The 23,108-nt window shown below is 31.9% G+C and carries 24 protein-coding genes and 1 tRNA gene; 20 read left to right on the top strand and 5 right to left on the bottom strand.

The window, feature by feature from the left end; genetic code table 11:
* Positions 1-571: 571 nt before the first annotated feature.
* Positions 572-850: a hypothetical protein gene (locus AC1RPK_RS01825; protein ID WP_481761399.1), complete on the bottom strand. Its 279-nt coding sequence runs from the start codon at positions 848-850 to the stop codon at positions 572-574.
* Positions 851-935: 85 nt separating this feature from the next.
* On the opposite strand from AC1RPK_RS01825, the gene AC1RPK_RS01830 reads away from it, so the two are divergent.
* From AC1RPK_RS01830 to AC1RPK_RS01860, 7 genes are all read left to right on the top strand, one after another.
* Positions 936-1,613 (top strand): response regulator transcription factor, encoded by a 678-nt coding sequence (locus AC1RPK_RS01830; RefSeq protein ID WP_409022427.1) that lies wholly within the window; start codon positions 936-938, stop codon positions 1,611-1,613.
* 130 nt (positions 1,614-1,743) lie between these two features.
* Positions 1,744-2,889, top strand: coding sequence for a sensor histidine kinase (locus tag AC1RPK_RS01835; RefSeq protein ID WP_481761398.1), 1,146 nt, complete (start codon positions 1,744-1,746; stop codon positions 2,887-2,889).
* Between the two features lie 19 nt (positions 2,890-2,908).
* Entirely contained in the window at positions 2,909-3,856 is a 948-nt protein-coding gene (gene rnz / locus AC1RPK_RS01840) for a ribonuclease Z (protein WP_481761397.1), read from the top strand.
* The gene (locus tag AC1RPK_RS01845; protein WP_409022789.1) at positions 3,852-4,661 is read left to right on the top strand and encodes an SDR family NAD(P)-dependent oxidoreductase; all 810 of its coding nucleotides are present in this window, start codon (positions 3,852-3,854) and stop codon (positions 4,659-4,661) included. Before rnz ends, AC1RPK_RS01845 begins: the two co-directional genes overlap by 5 nt.
* A gap of 11 nt (positions 4,662-4,672) precedes the next feature.
* Positions 4,673-5,038, top strand: a complete 366-nt coding sequence (locus tag AC1RPK_RS01850) for a lipopolysaccharide assembly protein LapA domain-containing protein (RefSeq protein ID WP_481761396.1) — start codon at positions 4,673-4,675, stop codon at positions 5,036-5,038.
* Between the two features lie 17 nt (positions 5,039-5,055).
* Entirely contained in the window at positions 5,056-7,386 is a 2,331-nt protein-coding gene (recJ, locus tag AC1RPK_RS01855; RefSeq protein WP_481761395.1) for a single-stranded-DNA-specific exonuclease RecJ, read from the top strand.
* Between the two features lie 14 nt (positions 7,387-7,400).
* Positions 7,401-7,919 carry an adenine phosphoribosyltransferase gene (locus tag AC1RPK_RS01860; RefSeq protein ID WP_481761394.1) on the top strand — a complete coding sequence of 173 codons (519 nt, stop codon included), beginning with the start codon at positions 7,401-7,403 and terminating at the stop codon, positions 7,917-7,919.
* A gap of 398 nt (positions 7,920-8,317) precedes the next feature.
* Here the strand turns inward: AC1RPK_RS01860 and AC1RPK_RS01865 are convergent.
* Positions 8,318-8,404 (bottom strand) — tRNA-Ser (locus AC1RPK_RS01865).
* Between the two features lie 51 nt (positions 8,405-8,455).
* Complete coding sequence (locus AC1RPK_RS01870; protein ID WP_481761393.1) at positions 8,456-9,319, bottom strand: hypothetical protein; 864 nt, start codon at positions 9,317-9,319, stop codon at positions 8,456-8,458.
* 354 nt (positions 9,320-9,673) lie between these two features.
* On the opposite strand from AC1RPK_RS01870, the gene AC1RPK_RS01875 reads away from it, so the two are divergent.
* Positions 9,674-10,825, top strand: a complete 1,152-nt coding sequence (locus tag AC1RPK_RS01875) for a hydroxymethylglutaryl-CoA synthase (RefSeq protein ID WP_481761392.1) — start codon at positions 9,674-9,676, stop codon at positions 10,823-10,825.
* 53 nt (positions 10,826-10,878) lie between these two features.
* Here AC1RPK_RS01875 and lexA read toward each other — a convergent pair whose 3' ends face one another.
* The gene (gene lexA, locus AC1RPK_RS01880; RefSeq protein ID WP_409022434.1) at positions 10,879-11,499 is read right to left on the bottom strand and encodes a transcriptional repressor LexA; all 621 of its coding nucleotides are present in this window, start codon (positions 11,497-11,499) and stop codon (positions 10,879-10,881) included.
* 147 nt (positions 11,500-11,646) lie between these two features.
* Between lexA and AC1RPK_RS01885 the strand changes: the two genes are divergently transcribed.
* The 4 genes from AC1RPK_RS01885 to AC1RPK_RS01900 all read left to right on the top strand — a co-directional run bounded on the left by AC1RPK_RS01885 (position 11,647) and on the right by AC1RPK_RS01900 (position 15,826).
* The gene (locus AC1RPK_RS01885) at positions 11,647-11,889 is read left to right on the top strand and encodes a DUF896 domain-containing protein (RefSeq protein ID WP_409022435.1); all 243 of its coding nucleotides are present in this window, start codon (positions 11,647-11,649) and stop codon (positions 11,887-11,889) included.
* 95 nt (positions 11,890-11,984) lie between these two features.
* A complete protein-coding gene (locus AC1RPK_RS01890; protein WP_112249992.1) occupies positions 11,985-12,221 on the top strand; it encodes a YneF family protein in 237 nt (78 codons plus the stop codon).
* Positions 12,222-12,288: 67 nt separating this feature from the next.
* On the top strand, positions 12,289-14,046 hold the full coding sequence (locus tag AC1RPK_RS01895; protein ID WP_481761391.1) for an ABC transporter ATP-binding protein: 1,758 nt from the start codon (positions 12,289-12,291) through the stop codon (positions 14,044-14,046).
* Positions 14,039-15,826 carry an ABC transporter ATP-binding protein gene (locus AC1RPK_RS01900; protein WP_481761390.1) on the top strand — a complete coding sequence of 596 codons (1,788 nt, stop codon included), beginning with the start codon at positions 14,039-14,041 and terminating at the stop codon, positions 15,824-15,826. The genes AC1RPK_RS01895 and AC1RPK_RS01900 overlap by 8 nt, the downstream gene beginning before the upstream one ends.
* Positions 15,827-15,893: 67 nt before the next feature.
* On the opposite strand, the gene AC1RPK_RS01905 is transcribed toward AC1RPK_RS01900, so the two are convergent.
* Entirely contained in the window at positions 15,894-16,529 is a 636-nt protein-coding gene (locus AC1RPK_RS01905; RefSeq protein WP_409022438.1) for a lysophospholipid acyltransferase family protein, read from the bottom strand.
* A gap of 103 nt (positions 16,530-16,632) precedes the next feature.
* On the opposite strand from AC1RPK_RS01905, the gene AC1RPK_RS01910 reads away from it, so the two are divergent.
* The 8 genes from AC1RPK_RS01910 (at position 16,633) to frr (ending at position 23,087) form a co-directional block, all read left to right on the top strand.
* Positions 16,633-17,379 carry a tRNA1(Val) (adenine(37)-N6)-methyltransferase gene (locus AC1RPK_RS01910; protein WP_409022439.1) on the top strand — a complete coding sequence of 249 codons (747 nt, stop codon included), beginning with the start codon at positions 16,633-16,635 and terminating at the stop codon, positions 17,377-17,379.
* The gene (locus AC1RPK_RS01915; RefSeq protein WP_409022440.1) at positions 17,369-17,644 is read left to right on the top strand and encodes a GIY-YIG nuclease family protein; all 276 of its coding nucleotides are present in this window, start codon (positions 17,369-17,371) and stop codon (positions 17,642-17,644) included. Before AC1RPK_RS01910 ends, AC1RPK_RS01915 begins: the two co-directional genes overlap by 11 nt.
* Positions 17,645-17,713: 69 nt before the next feature.
* On the top strand, positions 17,714-18,706 hold the full coding sequence (locus AC1RPK_RS01920; protein ID WP_481761389.1) for a D-2-hydroxyacid dehydrogenase: 993 nt from the start codon (positions 17,714-17,716) through the stop codon (positions 18,704-18,706).
* 30 nt (positions 18,707-18,736) lie between these two features.
* Positions 18,737-19,726 carry a D-2-hydroxyacid dehydrogenase gene (locus AC1RPK_RS01925; protein ID WP_481761388.1) on the top strand — a complete coding sequence of 330 codons (990 nt, stop codon included), beginning with the start codon at positions 18,737-18,739 and terminating at the stop codon, positions 19,724-19,726.
* 164 nt (positions 19,727-19,890) lie between these two features.
* Complete coding sequence (gene rpsB / locus AC1RPK_RS01930; RefSeq protein WP_409022443.1) at positions 19,891-20,682, top strand: 30S ribosomal protein S2; 792 nt, start codon at positions 19,891-19,893, stop codon at positions 20,680-20,682.
* Positions 20,683-20,791: 109 nt separating this feature from the next.
* Positions 20,792-21,667 carry a translation elongation factor Ts gene (gene tsf, locus AC1RPK_RS01935; RefSeq protein WP_481761387.1) on the top strand — a complete coding sequence of 292 codons (876 nt, stop codon included), beginning with the start codon at positions 20,792-20,794 and terminating at the stop codon, positions 21,665-21,667.
* A 133-nt stretch (positions 21,668-21,800) separates the two neighbouring features.
* A complete protein-coding gene (gene pyrH, locus AC1RPK_RS01940) occupies positions 21,801-22,523 on the top strand; it encodes a UMP kinase (protein WP_481761386.1) in 723 nt (240 codons plus the stop codon).
* The gene (frr, locus tag AC1RPK_RS01945) at positions 22,524-23,087 is read left to right on the top strand and encodes a ribosome recycling factor (RefSeq protein ID WP_409022446.1); all 564 of its coding nucleotides are present in this window, start codon (positions 22,524-22,526) and stop codon (positions 23,085-23,087) included.
* The last annotated feature ends 21 nt before the right edge of the window (positions 23,088-23,108 follow it).

The following is a 23,108-nucleotide window of genomic DNA, read 5'->3' on the forward strand; positions in this document are numbered from 1 at the left end:
AATACTGGGATAAAGCCATTTAGAAACATATTAAATTTTATATTATTTCATCCGTCAACTTGACAGGGCCTAGTACAGGTCATGGTGGCCTCTTTTTTTGTTTTCAGAATAAAAAACTGGTGTTGATGAATTTTATTTCACCAACACCAGAAAGTGTACACCCTTAAAATAGCTATGTTCTATAATGTTTTTTAAATTTGTTTCAACAAACTAATATTGTCCTTTTTTGAATAAGATAGGACAATTGATGACTTAATCCAGTAGTTGTATGAATAATGTATTGTGTTAAAAATTAGCGTTTAATTTATCTATTACTTTTTAGGACGATGTACAGGGTATACAGTGAAATTAATAGGGCAACGATACTTACTGTTGTAGATAGAATATTCATTTGTTTTACCTCCATTTTTTAGATATACTATAAAGACAGGATAATTATGTAGAATAACTTTATCTATTAACAAATGTCACTAATGCTAACTGTATAACAGCAGTTAGCATTTTTTATTAATACTCCATGCGATATATATAATAGCATCAGAGTAGAATGAAGACAGATCTATTTTAAGTTTTAAGCTAAAAATAGTTTATTATGATCTATTTTATAACCTAAAATTAAATGTAAATTTTTATCAATAGTTTGGATAAACAGCTTATTATGACGTGATTTCAACTCAGATACGTGAAGTAAATCTTGAAGTAACAAGGGTTTATCAGAGGGAGTAACAATTAAAATAAAATATTCTGATGTACTAATTACCTTAGAAATAGGGTAAAATAGATTATTAGTAGTGTAATATAAATTAAAATTTTTATTTAAATCAATAGTGGCTAATTCTAAATCGATCATTCGCATAATATTTAACCATCCTTTAGTAGAAGATATAATTATTATGCATTTTTTTTAATGAAAATGAAAGGAATGAGGAAAAAAAATGCCAAGAGGATTAATTATTGAAGATGATACAATTATTTCTGATAATATTGTTGAAGCAACAGCAAAAATTATGACGTTAGAGCAAGCGTTCGATGGCGAGGAAGGCTTTTTTAAAGCTTCACAAAATATATATGATATTATTATTTTAGATTTAATGCTTCCTACAATATCGGGATTTGATGTATTAAAAAAAATTCGAGAAAAGAAAATTGACACGGCAGTGCTAATCTTATCAGCAAAAGATAGTGTTGACGATAAAATTACCGGATTTAATTTAGGGGCGGATGATTATTTAGCTAAGCCATTCAATTTAAACGAATTACAAATGAGAATAAAGGCTCTTCTGAAAAGAACAATGAAATTTGAAATAGATAGTGAATTAAAATATCAAGATATGATTTTATCTGATAACAGAACAATTATTTCTGGCAGCCAATCTATCAATTTACAGGGTAAAGAGTATGAATTTTTAACATACTTACTGGAAAATAAGAATACTATTTTAACGAAAGAACAAATATTTGACCGTGTTTGGGGATTTACGTCCGATACTAGCATTACGGTTGTAGAAGTTTATATGAGTAATCTGAGAAAAAAATTAAAAAAGATTGGTCATGAAAAAATGATTCGAACAATTAGAAACGTTGGTTATCTGGTTGAACCTGATGAAAAATAAGGCAAATAGAGATACGCGTATAAAATTATTTTTTATGTATCTTTTAAGCTTCAGTATTATTTTTGTAACACTTGGTTTAATTGTATATAGTTCATTTAATGACACCTTAACAGTTAATGTAGATATATCAATGAAAAAACAAATTAGACGAATAAAAGATTCTAATTATGTCTCCATAAATAGAATCGATGATAGTCCACTTTTGAAGCAAGCACCTGACTTTAAAGTCTATCAAATCTTATGGTCACAAAATGGAGAAATAATTAATAAAGATGCAATGGGTACCAGATACCCCGTTTTTAATAAGATACCATTTAAAAAATCTGATTTAAACAAATTTAAAACAATTAAACAAAAAAACGGACCTACGTTTAGGTCATACTTAATGGAAATTCCAGACTCAGCTGTTAAAAAATGGCATAAAGCACGATATATTCAAATTATTGAAAATATTGAGATTAATCAAAACTCATTGATTAGTTTTAGGAATATTTTACTTGTATCTCTGCTTATTTTTGGAATGTTGTCGATTGCCTTAAGTGTTATTTTATCATCTATTAGTATTAAACCAACGATTAGTGCATGGAATAAGCAAAGAGAATTTATCGATAATGCAGCCCATGAGCTTAGAACACCATTGACGATAGTACAAAATAAATTAGAGTATTTGTTAACAAAACCTAATGCAAATATTATCGATGAAAGCGAGTCAATTGCAACTTCATTAAGTGAGATTAGACGATTAAATAATCTAACAAAAGATCTATTATTGTTAGCTAATTCAGATTCTAATGCTAATGTGTTTAACTTTAAGAAAGTCCTTGCTAAGGAATACTTTGAGAATATTATTCATCCTTATGCAGATATTGCGCTTAGTCAAAATAAACAATTTTATTTTCAAATAAATATTGCAAGTAAGTACATTCAATTAGACGAAGACCGTATACATCAATTAATTGTCATTTTACTTGATAATGCATTGAAATACACAGTAGCGGGTAATGAAATTTCGTTTATCGTTATTGAGTCGGCTAAGCAACTAGTGATACAAGTCATTAATGATGGAGAAAATATTAGTGATACACATAAAAAAATAATCTTCCAACGCTTTTATAGAGAAGAAAAATCAAGAAATCGTAAAACAGGTGGTAATGGGTTAGGCTTGTCAATTGCGAAATGGATCGTTGAAGAGCATAAAGGTAAAATTGAAGTTAGAAATAAGATACCGAAGGGTGTCGTTTTTGAAGTTACATTACCAATGAAATCAAATGAATAAGTAAGGATAGGTTAATAATATGGAATTAGAATTTTTAGGTACAGGAGCAGGAGCACCTGCAAAAAATAGAAATGTAACCAGTATTGCACTAAAACTACTAGATGAACGTAATAGTGTTTGGTTGTTTGATGTAGGTGAAGCAACACAACATCAAATTTTACAAACGACAATAAAACCTCGGAAAATCGAAAAAATATTCATTACACATTTACACGGAGATCATATTTTTGGGTTGCCAGGTCTTTTGAGTAGCCGATCATTTCAAGGAGGTAATGGACCTTTAACTATTTTTGGTCCTAAAGGAATTCAAAATTTTGTGAAGACCAGTTTACAAGTTTCTGAAACGAAGTTGTCATATACAATTAAATTTGTAGAACTTGATAAACCTGGATTAATATTTGAAGATAGCACTTTTAAAGTATATTTTGATTACTTAGATCATCGTATTATAAGCGTGGGTTATCGAATTGTGGAACATGATTATGCAGGCGAATTACAAATAGATAAACTTAAAGAATTAAATATTCCGTCTGGTCCAATTTATGGAGAATTAAAAGCCGGTAAAATAGTTCAATTAGAAGACGGCACAAAATTAAATGGAAATGATTTTTTGGGAGAAACTAAAAAAGGGCGTATTGTCACAATTTTGGGCGATACAAGAAAAACAAAAAATAGTTATACATTAGCTGAAAATGCAAATGTTCTGGTTCATGAGAGTACATTTGAAAAAGCTGAATCAAAAATGGCAAGGAATTATTATCATACAACTAGTGCTCAGGCTGCAGAAATCGCTAAAAAATCAAACGTGAAAATGTTATTATTGACACATATTTCCGCAAGATATGTTGGTAAAATGGCCATTACTTTACAGAGTGAGGCAAGAAGTATCTTTAAAAATACAACGGTTGTTAGAGATTTTGATGTAATTAATGTGCCGTTTTCTCAAAAGGAAAAAGTAAATGATTAGTCAATATAAAGAGTTAAAAGATTTACGTAATAGAATCGTTCTAATTAGTGGTGGTTCAAGTGGTTTAGGTAAGGAACTGGCATATGAGGTTGCTAGAAAAGGTGCAATTGTTGTTATTTGCGCTAGACAAATGGATAAACTTACAGAGGTTAAAGATGCTTGTCAGCGTCTATCTGGTCGATTGGCTTATGCGATTGAATGTGATGTTTCTGATCCAATTCAAATTGAAAAAATGGTTAAAAAAATTGAATCTTCAATTGGACCGATTGAAGTACTTATAAATAATGCAGGGTTTGGTTTGATGGAGAATGTGTTATCTTTTGATATGGATGTTGCTGAAAAAATGTTTAGAGTAAACGTCTTGGGGCTAATGTACATGACTCAAAATGTTGCGCTAAATATGGCAGATAGAAAATATGGCGTTATTATTAATATTGCATCTATTGCTGGGAAAATTGCAACACCGAAATCAGCAATTTATTCAGCAACGAAATATGGTGTCCTTGGTTATTCTAATGCGTTGAGATTAGAATTAAAACCACTAGGGATTAAAGTTATGACAGTTAATCCTGGACCAATTGATACTAATTTCTTCAAAATAGCTGATAAAGAGGGCAACTATTTAAAAAATATTGGATCAATGATGCTAAATCCTGCGCATGTTGCAAAGATTATATCAAGAAACATAAGTACAAATAAACGCGAAATTAATTTACCATATTATATGGAAATGGCATATTTGGGATATACAATTTTCCCTAAAATGGGAGATTTACTTGCGGGTACAGTATTTAACAAAAAATAGTGGGGGAAAATATGAAAAAACAATGGCGAACAATCATAGCGTTATTACTTATTATCGTAATAGCAATTTTTTCAATTTTAAATGTAAAGGAAGTTTCAATTAATTTTTGGTTTGCAGAAATTAAAATGCCAATGATTCTTATTTTATTATTTTCAATTTTAGCAGGAGCACTACTGATAGGTCTGTTAACAACAAGTGCAACTTTAAAATTAAAAAAAGAAAATAAAGAATTAAATCAACAATTGGATGACTATAAAAATAATTTTGATGAATCATTGAAAAATTCAATTGATAAAATAAAAACTCAGAATAGAAAAGAAGTTCAATTACTACAAAATGAAATTAAAACGTTAAAATCAGAAAATATAAATCGTTAGTAAAGTAGAGGTTTAACATGATTGAATCAAAGTATAGTTGGAAGTTTTTAGATTTAAGTAATGACAAAATACCTAATGAAATATTTGAAAATATTCAATTAGATCATTCATTGATATCTTTACTATGGAGCCGCGGACTTACATCTGAAAAAGCTATTACTGATTTTTTAAATGTAGGAGCAGAAAACATTCACGATCCAATGCTTATGCATGATATGAGTAAAGGAATTGAACGAATTCAACAAGCAATAGTTAAAAATCAAAAAATAACGGTTTATGGTGATTATGATGCTGATGGGTTAACGAGTACCTCAATCATGTTTGAGACACTTAGTGATATGGGCGCAGATGTGGAAACTTATATACCTAACCGATTTATAGATGGTTACGGACCTAATGTAGATGCTTATAAAAGAATAATAGACAATGGTACTAATTTGATTATTACTGTTGATAATGGTGTATCAGGGAATGAAGCAATAGAATTTGCTCAATCTCAAGGTATAGATGTTATCGTAACCGATCATCATGAATTACCAGATGTTTTACCAAAGGCTTATGCAATAATTCATCCTCGACATCCTGAAGGAAAATATCCGTTTGGAGAACTTTCAGGTGCTGGTGTGGCATTTAAAGTTGCGAGTGCATTAACAGGTGATATTTCAGAAGAATTACTAGATTTAGTGGTAATCGGTACAGTAGCAGATTTGGTATCACTGACAGATGAAAATCGTTCACTTGTAAGTTTCGGTCTGAAGGTTTTACAACAAACGTTCCGGCCAGGATTGATTGCATTAATGGAAGTTGCGAATGTAAAACAGGAAACAGTAGATGAAAAAGATATTGGTTTTGGTATTGCGCCGCGTTTAAATGCAATTGGGCGATTAGGTGATGCAAATATTGGTGTTGAACTGTTAACTAGTCTAGACGATGAACGAGCACAGGAAATAGCAAACTTTGTTCAATCTGAAAATGTACGCCGTCAAAAAATTGTAGCAGATATATTAGAACTAGCATTGAAACAGGCTACAGCAGAGTATAATCAGTACAAGAAAACACTGGTAATAACAGGTGAAAATTGGCACGAAGGTGTATTAGGTATCGTTGCTAGTCGTGTTGTTGAAGTAACTGGTAAACCGACAATTATTTTAAACCAAGATACAGAGAAGGGCTATTTAAAAGGATCCGGTCGAAGTATTGATACATTTCATTTGTATAACGCAATTAATGAACATAGAGAATTAACATCTCATTTTGGTGGACATCATATGGCCGTGGGATTAACATTTCCCATTCAAAACTTAGAAAGATTTAGATTAGACTTGGAAAATGAAGCAGTATCTCAAGGAATTCAATTGAACGTTAAGCCAGCCAAAGTGGTTGTAGCAAAGCTAAATGTAGATCAATTGACTTTGGATTTTTATAAGGATATTGAAAAATTAAAACCATTTGGTACAGACAATGAAAAACCGATTTTTGAAATTAAATATAAATCAATACAAAATGTTAAGGCTATTGGTAAAACAGGAACTCACTTAAAATTTGAAGTTGTTGGTGAGAAAGAAAAAATTAGTGGAATTTCATTTTCAAATGCAAAGTATGTTGATGATTTCAAGAATACTTTAGATGAGATCAAATTAATCGGTGAAATTGAAAAAAATGTATGGATGAATAAAACAAATTTACAGTTAATGGTACAGGACATTAAATTTGAAGGGCTTGTAATTATTGATGAAAGAACTGACCACGTGAATAAAAGTTTATTTCAAAATGAAGGCTTGTTTATATTCTGGAATAAAAAAAATTATGACCAAGTAAAACAATTTTCATCAGACAAACAGATATTTAAGCAGGCTGATCAACTAAAAAGTGTATCAGATTTTGATAATCAAAGAACAATTATATTTGTAGATTGCCCAAGCTCGTTGGAACAAATGTCTACAATATTACGTTTATCGGATAGTCAGAAAATAATTGCAGTATTTTTAAAGACTAACAGTGCCTATTTAGATGGTATGCCATCCAGAGAACAGTATGCAAAGTTATATAAATTTGTGATGAGTCATAAAGATGTTGATATTAATAATCAACTAATCGTCTTATCTGATTTTTTAAAAATAAAGAAAAATTTATTAATATTCATGATTAAGGTGTTTTTAGAGTTGGAATTTGTTAAAATAAAAGATGGATTAATGACTGGAAAAAGTACAACAAATAAAATGGACATTAAAAATACTTCTGAATATAAGCTAAGAAATAATCGAATATTAGCTGAAGATAAGTTAGTCTACTCTAAAGAGAATGATCTTAAAAAGTGGATACTTGAACAATTGAATACAGAAGATTAAAGGAGCGTTTATTAATGGTATTAGATTTAACAAAGTATATTGCTGCAATTCCTGATTACCCAGAAAAAGGTGTTGTTTTTCGAGATATATCACCCTTAATGGCAGACGGAGCAGCATACCGCGAAGCAACAAATAAAATTGTAGAATATGCCAAGAGTAAAAATGTTGAGATGATTGTTGGCCCTGAAGCTAGAGGGTTTATTGTTGGATGTCCAGTGGCCTATGATCTAGGTGTAGGATTTGCACCAGCTAGAAAAAAAGGTAAGTTACCTCGAGAAACCGTTGAGGCCAAGTATGCATTGGAGTACGGAGAATCTGCACTATATATGCATAAGGATGCGGTACAACCTGGACAGAGGGTTTTAGTAACAGATGATTTATTAGCAACTGGTGGTACGATTGCAGCGACGATAGAATTAGTTGAACAATTAGGTGGTATTGTTGTAGGGACTGCCTTTTTTATTGAATTAGATGATTTAAAGGGCCGTCAAAAAATAAAAGACTATGATATATTCAGTTTAATGAACTATTAAATTCATGATTACAGCTTTATGATAGCTATTGTTGTATAATTTTATAAAATGAGGCTCTAGTATTGGATTTTCGTCCAATACTAGAGCTTTTTATTTTTAAATTAAGCTACGAGCTTTTGAATATTATCTTCCTTTTACCAAGAACAGACGGTTGTTTGCGAAATATTAATTATATATACATCAGTTTGGGTCCAAGATACAGGTATAATACTGATTTTTTATAATTCAGAAAGTCACTTAAAGCTTTTTTAATGTTAGGTATATAAAAATGTGCGAAATATGTGCAAAGTCATATGATGTTTTAATGCTTTATAGTCTCTTTTTATACAAAATAAAAAACACAAATGCCTTTAAACTGGCGTTTGTGTTTTTTTATTTTGGTTTAATATGATATAAAAAGGAGAGTACAGGATTTGAACCTGCGCGCGCCATTACAGCGTTCGCCGGATTTCGAGTCCGGTGCATTACCACTCTGCCAACTCTCCAAAATAACTTTGTTTAGTATATCAACTTTTTAATATAATTGCAAAACTCATTTAATTATTATCAATGCTTATTAAGTTAGCAAGAAATATCCACGTGTAGCTTGCGCCAAATAATAAGCTTAGCAGATGAATATATAAAATTATTGTTGGATATGACTGAACATTTTGAATAGAATTTATGGGGTCTCCAAAAAAATCACTCAAGCCATAATATGAAATAGCTACTAAGTGATCAACAACATGGACACTGGGTAACTTAGAGACAAATTCGGTAACTTTTGATTCACCTCCTAAAACGCCTATTAAAGAAGTTCCAACAAGCAAACCTTCATAGAAAATATTTAATGCAAATTCAGCAATAACCTGTACAGTATGTGCAAAATTATTTTGAACAATGTATGAAAGTAATTTTAATAAATAGAATGAACTAAAGGTAATGATAATAATACCTAATATAAATGTAAAAATAACTGTTGTTTCCATTAGTGGTGTAATCAAATTCATATAATTAATTAGATAAAAAATGAATGTAGTAATAAGTAATAATAAATACGATTCAATTTGCCAGAGTTTTGTTTTTTTAGGGAATAATTTTAGGTATGAAAAAAAACTATAACAAAACAGTAATGAAGCAATGCTAAATGTTAGTAGTCTTAAAATTAAGAACCTGGGGAAAAACATTAGACCAAAAATTGTACCTATTAAAAAACTTACTGCATAAAAATAAAATTTTTGTTCTTTTTCTTGAATAACTAAAAACGACAAAAAAGGGTGTTTAAATCTATTTTGTCTTGGTATTTTTGTAGGGGTGAATATATATTTAAAAAAATTAGTCAAACCTTTATCCCAAATAGTTAACCCAATCATAGACACCCAAATAATTAAAACAATTAAATAAAATGTTTGTGCAATCATATTAATCCCCTTTTTCGTATAAATATATGGTTAAATTTTATACGTCTAACTGGACAATTACAAGAGAATACATAAAGTGATTCTATAATTAGTATTCAAGGGGAATTAAGTGCAATTAAGTGCAATTAAGTGCAATACGACCAATGAGTCTTGTAATCGTTGCCAAATTTTATCTGTTCGCCGAGTGTGATAGTTTATTGATAAAGATATTTCTAGGGTAGTAATAAAAGTATTTAGGTTTAGTATTTGAAACTGAATAATGATACCTTTTTAAACCAGTGATACCAAATCTTGCCATCAAATGAGACATCAAGTACAATAAAAACAATATAATAAATGGAAGCTGGAAGATTAATGAAAATTGGAATTGATCGAATTAATTTTTTTACATCGAATCAGTACGTTGATATGTCAGAATTAGCTAATGTCAGAAATGTAGATCCTAATAAATATTTAATTGGAATTGGCCAATCAAAAATGGCTGTTATACCGCCGACACAGGACGTGGTGACGATGGGTGCAAATGCTGCAGATCTATTAATAGATAACGAAAATAGAGACAAAATTGACTTTGTTATTTTTGCAACAGAATCCGGTATTGATAATTCAAAGTCGGCAGGAGCCTACGTTTCAGGTCTTTTAGGCTTAAAACACGTGAGATCAATCGAAATTAAGCAAGCTTGCTATGGAGCAACGGCCGCTATTCAATTGGCAAAAGGACATGTGTCGCTTAATCCAAATAGTCAGGTTTTAGTCATTGGTGCTGATATTGCTAGATATGGTCTAAATACTGCGGGTGAACCTACACAAGGTGGCGGCGCTGTCGCAATGATTATTACGAAAAACCCAAAAATACTTTTATTAGATGCAGATAGTGGATTTGTAACGGAAAATGTTATGGATTTTTGGCGCCCATTAAATCACAGCGAAGCACTTGTAGACGGTAAAACTTCTCAGAACGTATATTTAGATTTTTTTAATCAAACATGGAATGAGTATAAAAATAAAACAGGATTAACTGTTGCTGATTTTAAGGCTATTTTATATCATTTGCCATATACAAAACTTGGTGTTAAAGGTTTAAGAGAAGTCCTTAATGAAGCGACAGATAGCAAAAAAATTGAATTAGAACGAGAATTTGAGGCAGCTAAAAAGTATAATAATCAGGTTGGAAATTTATATACTGGCTCACTATATTTAAGCTTTATATCTTTACTTGAAAATAGTAATGATTTAGAGGCCGGTGATAGAATAGGGATGTATAGCTATGGTTCAGGGGCAGTTGGAGAATTCTTTTCTGGTACATTAACAGATAATTTCAAGAGTCAATTACCGAAAATTAATTTAGAAGAACGTGTTCAAGTTTCTATTGAATTATACGAGAATATGTATCAAAATCATTTAAAAAATGATGGAGCAGATATTTATTTAGATTACAGTAATGATAAATCTAAATATATTTTAATAGGCAGCAAAAATATGCAAAGGCAATATTCTATTCAATAGAAAAAGCTACTAGATTAGTCTGACTAATTTAGTAGCTTTTTCTGCTTTGTTCATTAAAAATGACGATAGAGTCCAATGACTTTGCCTAAAATAGAGACAGAATCTAAAATAATTGGTTCCATTGAATCATTTTCGGGTTGGAGACGAAAATGATTTTCTTCTTTGAAAAATCTTTTACAGGTTGCCTCATCAAATTCATTCATTGCAATAACAATTTCACCATTTTCAGCAGTTGACTGTTTTCTGACAATAACTTGATCTTCATTTAATATCCCAATATTAATCATGCTTTCTCCGCGAATTGTTAACATGAATAAATCATCTGAGGAATTAAAGTCAGGTGGGAGGGGGAAATAATCAGTTACCTGTTCAACAGCCAAAATGGGTACACCAGCAGTAACGGTCCCGACCATTGGAATTAAATTTTCATGACTATTAACGCCAATCGCATCTAATCCAAGTGGTGTAAGTTCAATTGCCCTAGGTTTGGTGGGATCTTTAGTTAGTAATCCTTTTTTTTCAAGTCGAGCAATGTGTCCATGAACAGTGGAAGTAGATGATAGAGAAACAGCTTCGCCAATTTCTCTAACAGTTGGTGGATAACCCTTCGTGTCCACTCGTTCATGAATAAAGCGCAAGACTGCAAGTTGTTTGCTGTCAGATGCTTTTGTCATTTAGTACACCTCATCATCATTATTTATTATTTTAATAGTAGCATATGAAAGTAGTTGTTGCAAACAAACGTTCGGTTAATTTGAATAATTGTTTTTTATCATATTATCAGGTATGCTTATGAGTGAAATTTTAAGGAGTGATAATAAATGATCCCAGAAGATTTAGCACCAAGAATAAATGAATTAGCTGCAAAAAGTAAAACTGATGAAGGTTTAACAAAGGCTGAAGAAGCTGAAAGAAAAGAACTTCGTGAAACGTATCTTGCATTATTTAGAGAAAGTTTTAGAAGTCGAGTTGAAATGATGCAGGTTTATGATAAAACAGGTAAAGAAGTAACACCTGACAAAGTAAAAAAAGTTCAACGTGATAAAGGTTTACGAGATAACTAAGAAAATAGTTCCCAATTTGAATAGATTTACCTTTTCTTTTATGTGAAAATTGTGTAGAATTAGTGATTGAAGTGAATTGAAAGGGGTCTTGAATTATGTCAATGGGAATGACGATTTTAATCGCCGTTATTGCGTTAGCAGTTGGACTTGTCGGAGGATTTTTCGGTGCTCGTAAGTATATGGAAACATATTTACAAAAGAACCCACCAATCAATGAAGATATGTTAAGAATGATGATGGTCCAAATGGGCCAAAAACCTTCTGAAAAGAAATTACATCAGATGATGTCATCTATGAATGCACAAGCAAAAAATAGTTCGCAAAAAAAATAATTTAATATTTTATGAACAGGCAAGGATTTCCTTTGCTTGTTTTTTTTTATAAAAAGGAGGAGTTAGAATGACTATATTTAGAAAACTTGGATGGTTTTTTAAACAAGAAAAAAAATCGTATGGAATCGCAGTATTCTTTCTGATTTTAGTGGCAATCTTCCAAATTATTCCACCTAAAATTATTGGAAATATCGTTGATAGTATGAGTGAAAATGAACTAACAGTGAGTAAGTTAGCAATTTGGATTAGTATCTTAGTTTTTGTTGCATTAGGGCAATATCTGTTTAGATATATCTGGAGAACCAATATTTGGGGTAGCGCTGCTCGCCTTGAAAAAATTTTACGTACTCGATTATTTAAACATTTTATGCAAATGGATCAATCTTTTTTTCAGCAAAATAGAACAGGCGATTTGATGGCACATGCAACGAATGATTTAACAGCTATTCAGCAGGTTGCTGGTGCAGGTATACTAACTTTTGCTGATTCAATTATCACGGGTGGGACAACTATAATTGCAATGATATTTTTAATAGATTGGCGTTTAACAATCTTAGCAATTATTCCGTTACCTTTATTGGCGGTTATGGCTAGATATTTAGGAACTAAAATACACACTGCTTTCTCTACATCTCAAGCAGCGTTTTCAACGTTGAATAATAAAACGCAAGAGAGTGTCAGCGGAATTAAAGTGATTAAGACTCTTGGACAAGAACAAGAAGATATTGAAGATTTTGAAGGAAAAGTTGAAGAAACTATCAAGATTAATAGAAAAGTTAATTTATTGGATGCATTGTTTGATCCAATAACAAGTTTAATTATTGGATTGTCATATGTTTGCACTATCATTTTAGGTGGATACTATGTGGCTAACAACGTTATTTCAATTGGACAACTGATTTCATTTATAAGTTATATTGCGTTACTTGTTTGGCCGATGTTTGCTATTGGTCGATTATTTAATGTTATTGAACGTGGAAATGCTAGTTATGATCGTGTTCAAATATTATTAAATCAAAAAAGTGGCATTGTAGATAATGAAAAGGGGTTAGATAAATTACCGGTGGGATCTTTTAAATTTGATGTCCAGCATTTTAATTATCCAGATGATGATCGGGAAAGCTTGCATAATGTTAAATTTGAAATTGGTTCTGGTCAAACTCTTGGCATTGTTGGAAAAACGGGTGCTGGCAAATCAACGATTATGAAATTGATACTTCGTGAATTTGATGCATACAACGGAATGATTTCAGTTAATAATTCAAATATTAAAGAGTATGCCTTAGATACGTATCTGAAGTCAATTGGTTACGTTCCTCAGGAAAGCTTTTTATTTTCAACAACTATTTTAAATAATATACGTTTTGCTAATATGAATTTAACAAAAGAAAAGGTTGAAATGGCTGCATTTAATGCTGATTTGGATAGTGATATCACTGAATTACCACTAAAATATGAAACAGAGGTTGGAGAACAAGGAATATCCCTCTCTGGTGGCCAAAAGCAACGTTTAGCTATCGCTCGTGCCCTTGTAATTAATCCAGAGCTATTAATTTTGGATGATGCTCTTTCGGCAGTTGATGCCAGAACGGAATCTATTATTTTAACTAGATTAAAAGAGAAACGTCAAAATAAAACAACTATTATTTCTGCAAGCCGTATGAGTAGTGTAAAAGATGCAGATGAAATTATCGTAATTGATGGTGGAACAATTATTGAGCGAGGACAGCATGATACGTTAATGACATCAAAAGGTTGGTACTATCAAATGACAACTAAACAACAACTTGAAAGCAAGTTAGAGGGAGATGAAATTAATGAGTGAAAAGCCTAAATCTAGCTGGCAAAAAGAACTGAGCGGTAAAGAACAAAGAACAGTTATTAAAAGATTGTTGCCCTATACAAAAGATTTTAAAGCCGATTTTTTAATCGCAATTTTATTTGCGGCCATATTAAGTGGAATTAATATATTACTACCTCTTCTTTTACAGTATTATATGGATAACTATCTTCAATCGAAATCAACACCACTAAATATTATGTTTTTATTTGCGGGTCTTTACTTTATCGGTGTAATTTTAAAAGCAATTACTCAATTCATTCAAATGTATTTGTACTCAATGGGTGCAGAAAAAACATTAGAAAAAATACGTGTCATTCTTTTTAAAAAAATTCACACGTTAGGGATGCGTTACTTTGATAAGACACCGGCTGGAGCTGTTGTTTCTAGGGTTACTAATGATACGATGACATTAGCAGATTTTTGGACGCTATTTATGACATTAATCGTTGGTGTATTTTCACTTATCTCTGCTTTTGTAGCAATGTATATTGCCAAGCCACAGATTGCATTGGTAACGTTGATTTTTATACCAATTTTACTAATAACAACATGGTATTACCAACGGTTTAGTTCAAAGGTTTATCGACAAATGAGAGAATATTTGAGTCGATTAAATACTAAATTAAATGAATCTATCGTTGGAATAAATGTGATTCAACAATTTCGCCAAGAAAAACGGATTGAAGGCGAATTTGAGGACACTAATGAACTTTATTTGAAAAAAAGATTTGAAATGATTCGAACTAATTCATTGTTACTTTCACCAATTATTAGTTTATTTTATGCATTGGCTGTAGTAATGACACTTGGGTTATTTGGAATTAGCAGTTTAGATCATTTTGTTGAAGCAGGAATGGTATATGCATTTCTAACATATTTACAAAATTTCTTCAATCCCATGACAAACTTAATGGATTATTTGACAACTTTCCAAGATGGAATCGTTGCAGGTAGCCGAATCATTAGTGTTCTTGATGACCAAACAATAGAACCACAACAAACACCCGTGGCAGGAGCCACAATTACTGAAGGTAAAATTGAATTCAAAAATGTTACTTTTTCTTATGATGATGAGAATGCTGTTTTAAAGAATATATCATTTACGGTACAACCTGGTGAAACACTTGCTTTCGTTGGACACACGGGTAGTGGTAAAAGTTCAACCATCAATATTTTGATGAGATTTTATGATTTTGAAGAAGGGCAAATTTTAATTGATGGTTTAGATATTAAAAAATATTCGACAGAAGAGTTACGTAAAAAAATGGGGCTTGTATTACAAGATTCATTTTTATTTTATGGTAATGTTGCTTCAAATATTAGAATGTTTAATCAAGATATTACTGATGAACAAATTGAAAAAGCTGCTAAATTTGTTCATGCTGATCAATTTATTGATAAATTACCTCGGCAGTATCAAACGAAAGTTGTTGAACGAGGGGCAACATACTCCGCTGGTGAAAAGCAATTGATTTCATTTGCGAGAACGATTGTAACTAATCCCAAAATTTTAATATTGGATGAAGCTACAGCTAATATTGATACGGAGACGGAACAACTTATACAAGATGGGTTAAAACAAATGAGACAAAATAGAACGACGCTTGTTATCGCACACAGACTGTCAACTATTGTTGACGCTAACCAAATTCTAGTGTTGGATAAGGGTCAAATTGTTGAACGAGGAACACATGAAGAATTACTAAAATTAAATGGTAAATACGCTGACATGTATAGTTTACAAAATATATCAGATGATTAAGTTTAATTTTAAATAAAAATACTGGTAGAAAATCAATATGATTTCCTACCAGTATTTTTTTTGGAATTTAATTATTATTTTTACTTTTATGGGGATCAACATATTTAAAATTGGGATTAATTTCAGTATCTAATTTTTGAAATGCAGCCATTAATTGGGTGTCCATTTCTGTTTGGACCTCATCAGTCAATTTTGTTTTTTTGTCTAAATAGATTGGATCACCGAATGAAACGGTTACTCTTTTTCTACTGAAAAGTTGCTTTAAGGTTAATGGACCTTGATAGACTGCTGGAACTAGGGGTACCTGTGCCATTCGAGCAATTAAGAGTGAACCACCTTTTAATTCCTCGGAATGTCGGGTACCTGAGGGAAACATAATTAATGATAATTCGCCTTTTTTTAAAAATTTAACTGGCGTTTTAATTGTTGATGGACCTGGATTTTCTCGATCAACTGGAAAAGCATTGGCATGAATTAAGATATAGCGTAAAATTGGATTTACAAATAGTTCTTTTTTTGCCATAAATGAAAACTTTTTAGGACTACCAGCTAAGGCAAAGTAAAGGGGGTCAAACCAAGTTCGGTGTGGACCTACTAAAATATACGATCCTTCAGGTAGTTTTTCTTTATTAATATAGTGGGCATTCCCATTGATTAAGAATAAAAGTACTCGTACAATACCTCGTGCAAATGAATAAAACATGTGGCAACAATCCTTTCAAATTTTAAACTTTGTATGGTAAGTATGACTAATTAAATTAAAAGTTGCAAGTTTAAAAAAAATTATAGAAAATGGGTAATGAAAAATGGTTTCACTTAATAACAATGAACGTATTGACCAATTATACTCAAATCAAATTAAAATCATTCAGAGTTCAGATGTTTTTTCTTTTTCACTGGATGCTGTTTTATTAGCCCATTTTGCAGATGTTTCAAGAAAAGAATCAACTAAAATAGTTGATTTATGTGCGGGCAATGGTGCAGTCGGGTTATTTGTTAGTCAAAAAACAAAGGGTCAAATTTATCAGATTGAACTTCAAGAAAAATTAGCTGATATGGCAAATAGAAGTATTGAATTGAATCACTTGGAAAATCAAGTACAAGTTAAGCAAACAGATTTAATCAACACGTTTGATTATCTAGAAAAAGACTCAATTGATACCGTATTGTGTAATCCACCTTATTTTCCAAATACGCCACAATCTTCTCAGAATCCTAACAAGTATTTAGCAATTGCACGACATGAAATTACAACTAATTTAGATAGTATTCTAGAAATTACTAGCGGTTTATTGAAAATGAAGGGGAAAACTTTTTTCGTACACCGTCCTGATCGATTGCCTGAAATTCTAAGTAAAATGGTTAATCATCGGTTGGCGCCTAAAAAAATCCAATTTGTTCATCCAAAAGAGGGAAAAGAGGCTAACATGGTCCTAATTGAAGCAATTAAGGATGGCAATGCAGCAGGAATTAGGATTATGCCTCCTATTGTTGTTTATGGTAACGATGATGAGTACACACAAATGGTTCAGGAGATTGTTTATGGAAGATGAAAAAAAATATTATTTCTATGTATTACTGTGCGCTGATAATACACTATACGGCGGATTTACAACGGATCCCGAAAAAAGACTTGCAACGCATAATGCAGGGAAAGGTGCAAAGTACACAAAATTAGCTAGTAGACGGCCTTTGAAAATGATTTTGCAGGAATCATTTGAAACGAAATCTGAAGCATTAAAGAAAGAATATGCTTTCAAACACCAATCAAGAGATAAAAAAATTGCTTATTTAAAAAAGCAATCAGTTGAAATCTGAAATAATGTATAAAAAGATTTCAAATGATATAATGAAAGTATAAATTTTAAAATAAAGAGGTATAACATTATGAAAATCATTGCGTATGGTATCCGAGAAGATGAATTATTGTATGTCCAAGAATGGGAAAAAGATAATCAAATTAAAATAAAAACTGTTAATGAATTATTAGACGAAAAAACAGTTCAATTAGCAGAAAATTATGACGCTATCGTTGCCTACCAACAAAAGGACTATACACCTGAATTAATTAAAAAAATTCATGATTTAAATATTAATTATTTATCGATTCGTAATACTGGTGTGGATAACGTTGATGGGGATGCAGTTAATAAGTATGGATTGATTGTGACGAATGTGCCATCTTATTCTCCAAGTGCTGTTGCGGAGCTATCTGTAGCTAAATTGTTGGAGTTATTTAGAAAAACACCACAATTTAATCGTAAAATGAAGAATAACGATTTCACTTGGGAACCCGATATCTCTAAAGAAATCCGCACACAAACAGTTGGTGTGATTGGTACAGGAAGAATTGGGCAAACAGCCATTAAAATTTTTAAAGCATTTGGTGCAAAAATTATTGGATATGATATTTATCAAAATCCTGCTTTGAAAGAAGAAGGAATCTATGTTGATACATTAGATGAGCTATATGCAAAATCAACAGTTATCACAATTCATAGCCCTGCTACTGAAGATAATTATCATTTATTAGATGACGAAGCATTTAGTAAAATGCAAAATGGTGTGCATATTTTGAATATGGCCAGAGGAACATTGATTGACACCGATGCACTGATAAGAGCGCTAGATTCAGGGAAAGTAGCCGGTGCCGCATTAGATACACTTGAAAATGAGACTGATTATTTCAATAAAGAATTAACAGAATCACAAGTAAATGGTACTTTTAAAAACTTATTGCAACGTGAGAATGTGTTAATTACCCCACACACAGCGTTCTATACAGAGCCTGCTGTCAGGAATATGGTTATAGATGCTTTGAATGCAAGTAAAGACTTAATAGAAACAGGACATTCTGATAAAGAAGTTAAATTTAAATAAAATTAGTCAGAAAATGGAGGATTTTGTATTATGAAACTAATTGCGTTCGGTATGAGAAAAGATGAAGTTGGATTTGGTAATCAATGGTCTGATGACAATCAAGTTGATGTTGAAATTACTCAAGATTTATTAACGAATGAAACGATACAGCAAGCGGATGGATTTGATGGTATTATTGCATTGCAAACAATCCCTTATAACGAAACATTATTTTCTAAAATGAAAGAGATGAATATTAAGATTCTTTCTGTTAGAAATGTCGGGGTTGATAATATTGATTTAGTTGCAGCTAAAAAATACGGTGTGACGGTGACAAATGTCCCAGCGTATTCACCTAACGCGATTGCTGAATTTTCTGTGACACAATTGATGCAACTCTTAAGAAGAACACCAGAATTTAATTTAAAAATTAAAAATCAAGACTATCGTTGGGCTCCAAATATTTCACGCGAGTTGAGAAGCTTAACCGTGGGTGTTATTGGAACTGGACGTATTGGCCGGGTTGCAATGGACATTTACAAAGGATTCGGTGCAAAAGTTATTGCATACGATGTCTATCCAAATGCTGAATTAAAAAAGAGTGGTATTTATGTTGATACATTAGATGAGTTGTTCGAACAAGCAGACGTTATTACATTACATACGCCAGCTACAAAAGAGAATGAACACATGCTTAATCGAGATTCATTTGAAAAAATGAAACACGGAGTTCTGATTGTAAATACAGCCCGTGGAACGTTAATTAATACTGAAGATTTAATTGACGCATTAAAATCAGGACAAGTTGGTGGAGCAGCTTTAGATACGTATGAATTCGAAAATCCAATATTTAATCATGATTTAACGGACTCATCTATTGAAGATCCATTATTTAATGAACTTTTAGATATGGTAAATGTTATTTTAACACCTCATATTGCATTCTATACTGAAACTGCAGTTAAAAATATGGTTGAAATTGCTTTGAATAGTGCTTATCAATTTTTAACAACAGGCGTTGTGGAAACAGAAGTTAAATAATTAAAAATAAGACTTGTGTTCTAATTTTAGATTTTGTATACTTAAAGACGATGTTAAAACATCAATTCACACCTTGTGGGATGTGACTGAGGGTGCTCGGGAGAGTCTTAGCACAGTTGAACACTTGGGAGGAAAATAAAACTTTTACTCGGAGGCACTACATTATGGCTGTTATTAGTATGAAACAATTGCTCGAAGCCGGTGTTCATTTTGGACATCAAACACGTCGCTGGAACCCAAAGATGAAACCATACATCTTTACTGAAAGAAATGGTATTTATATCATTGATTTACAAAAAACAGTTAAATTAGTTGATGCTGCTTATGCATCAATGAAAAAAGCTGCTGAAGATGATGGTGTTGTTCTTTTTGTTGGTACAAAGAAACAAGCACAAGATGCTATTGAAGAAGAAGCAACTCGTGCTGGACAATACTTTGTTAACCATCGTTGGTTAGGTGGAACTTTAACTAACTGGAACACAATTCAAAAACGTATCAAACGTCTTAAAGAAATCAAAAAAATGTCAGAAGATGGCACATTTGATCTTCTTCCTAAAAAAGAAGTTTCTTTATTAATTAAACGTAGAGATCGTCTTGAAAAATTCTTGGGTGGTATTGAAGATATGCCTCGCATCCCTGATGTATTATTCATTGTTGATCCTCGTAAAGAACGTATCGCTGTTAAGGAAGCTCAAAAATTGAATATTCCTATCATCGCTATGGTTGATACAAATAGTGATCCAGATGAAATTGATGTAAAAATCCCTTCAAATGATGATGCAATTCGTGCTGTACGTTTGATTACTGCAAAAATGGCTGATGCTATTATTGAAACTAATCAAGGTAAAGAAGAAGTGAATGAAGCTTCTTTCAAAAAGGCTGACGAAAAAGTAGATTCAATCGAAGATATCGTTGAAGCTGTTGAAGGCGGAAATGATAAAAAAACTGCTGAATAGTAAATAAATTAGGCTGTCTCAAAATTAGGTACTGTAATGGCCCTTTCTTTTGAGGCAGTTTTTTTAGATATAAAATCAATTAAATTATTTAAACAAGGAGGCCATTCAAATGGCAAAAATTTCTGCTTCTCAAGTTAAAGAATTACGTGATACAACTGGTGTCGGTATGATGGACGCAAAAAAAGCACTCGTTGAAGTTGACGGTGATATGCAAAAAGCAATCGATTTCCTCCGCGAAAAAGGTATGGCAAAGGCTGCTAAAAAAAGTGACCGTGTTGCTGCTGAAGGTCTATCTGATGTTCAATTCTCTGGTAACTTTGCAGCTATTGTTGAAGTTAACGCAGAAACTGATTTCGTTGCTCAAAACGAACAATTCAAAACACTTGTTAAATTGATTGCTACTAAAATTGCTGAAGCACATCCTAAAGATGTTGAAGAAGCACTTACAATTAAAACAGACCGTGGCACAATTAATGATGATTTAATTGAAGCAACACAAGTAATTGGTGAAAAAATTTCATTACGTCGTTTTGAATTAGTAGAAAAAACTGATAATGAAAGTTTTGGATCATACTCACATATGGGTGGCTCAATTTCAACACTTGTTGTCGTTACAGATGCTGATGAATCAACTGCTAAAGATGTTGCTATGCATGTTGCTGCAATTAATCCTAAGTATGTATCTCGTGAACAAGTACCTGCTGATGAATTGGCACATGAAAAAGAAGTACTTTCTAAAGAAGCTGCTAATGAAGGCAAACCAGCAAATATCATTGAAAAAATGGTTGAGGGTCGTTTAAATAAATATCTAGCTGATATTAGCTTAGATGATCAAGATTTTGTTAAAGATCCTGACATGACAGTTGCTAAGTATGTTGCTTCTAAGGGTGGAAAAGTTAAATTATTTATCCGTTATGAAGTTGGAGAAGGTCTTGAAAAGAAAGAAAATAATTTTGTAGACGAAGTTATGGGCCAAATTAAATAATTTTCTACAATCCAAAAGTTTGTGCTTTAAGCACAAACTTTTTTTAATAAATTTATTTTGATATAAATTGAATTATTAATTATACCTAAAATATGGTAAAATAATTGTAAATAGATTGTAGGAGGAACATTGGATGTCAGATGTTAAGTATCGACGCGTTATGTTGAAGTTAAGCGGTGAAGCATTAGCCGGAGAACAAGGATTTGGTATTAATCCACCTGTAATTAGAAAAGTTGCTGAAGAATTAAAAGAAATTCAAGAAATGGGTGTTGAAGTCGCTATCGTTGTTGGTGGTGGTAATATGTGGCGTGGTGAAGCTGGAGCCGCAATGGGTATGGAACGTGCGCAGGCAGATTATATAGGGATGCTAGGAACAGTTATGAATGCACTAGCATTGCAAGATAATCTTGAGTCTGTAGGTGTCCCAACTCGAGTTCAAACAGCTATTGAAATGCGCCAAATTGCAGAACCCTATATTCGCCGTAAAGCTGTTCGTCATCTTGAAAAAGGTCGCGTTGTTATTTTTGCTGCGGGTACGGGTTCACCATATTTCTCAACAGATACAACTTCAGCGTTAAGAGCTGCAGAAATTAATGCTGATGTTATATTGATGGCAAAAAATGGCGTAGATGGTGTCTATTCTGCTGATCCTCAAAAGGATGACTCAGCAACAAAATATGAAGAATTAACACATTTAGATATAATTAATAAAAACTTACAAGTTATGGATACAACTGCAAGTACATTATCGATGGATAATGATATTCCGTTAGTCGTATTTAATTTGAACGAACCAGGAAATATAAAAAAAGTTGTTCTCGGTGAAACCATCGGAACAACCGTTAGGGGAAAATAAATGAAAATAACAGAACCTATATTAGTTGATGCTCAAGATAAAATGTCAAAAGCAGAGGTTTCACTTCAAAAAAATCTTGGTAATATTCGGGCTGGTCGAGCTAATGCTAGTTTATTGAATAATGTGACAGTAGATTATTATGGTGCACCAACGCCACTTAATCAAGTTGCACAAATTTCAGTACCAGAAGCTCGCGTACTTTTAATTACGCCATTTGATAAAAGTGCTTTGAAGGATATTGAACATGGTTTATTAGTTGCTGATTTAGGAATTAGCCCTTCGAATGATGGATCAGCAATTCGATTAGTTATTCCTCAATTAACAGAAGAACGTCGTAAGGAATTAGCTAAAGACGTTAAAGCTGAAGCAGAAAATGCTAAAGTTATTATTCGTAATATCAGACGTGATGCAGTTGATGCCTTGAAAAAATCAGAAAAAAATGGTGATTTAACCGAAGATGATTTACGAGATTTAGAAAAACAAGCTCAAGATGTGACGAATGCATCAATTAAAAATATTGATAATATTCAAGCAGATAAAGAAAAAGAAATTTTAGCAGTTTAAATAAATAGCTTTATTTTAAGA

This window comes from Dellaglioa sp. CoH-55-MRSF-6, assembly GCF_056782215.1.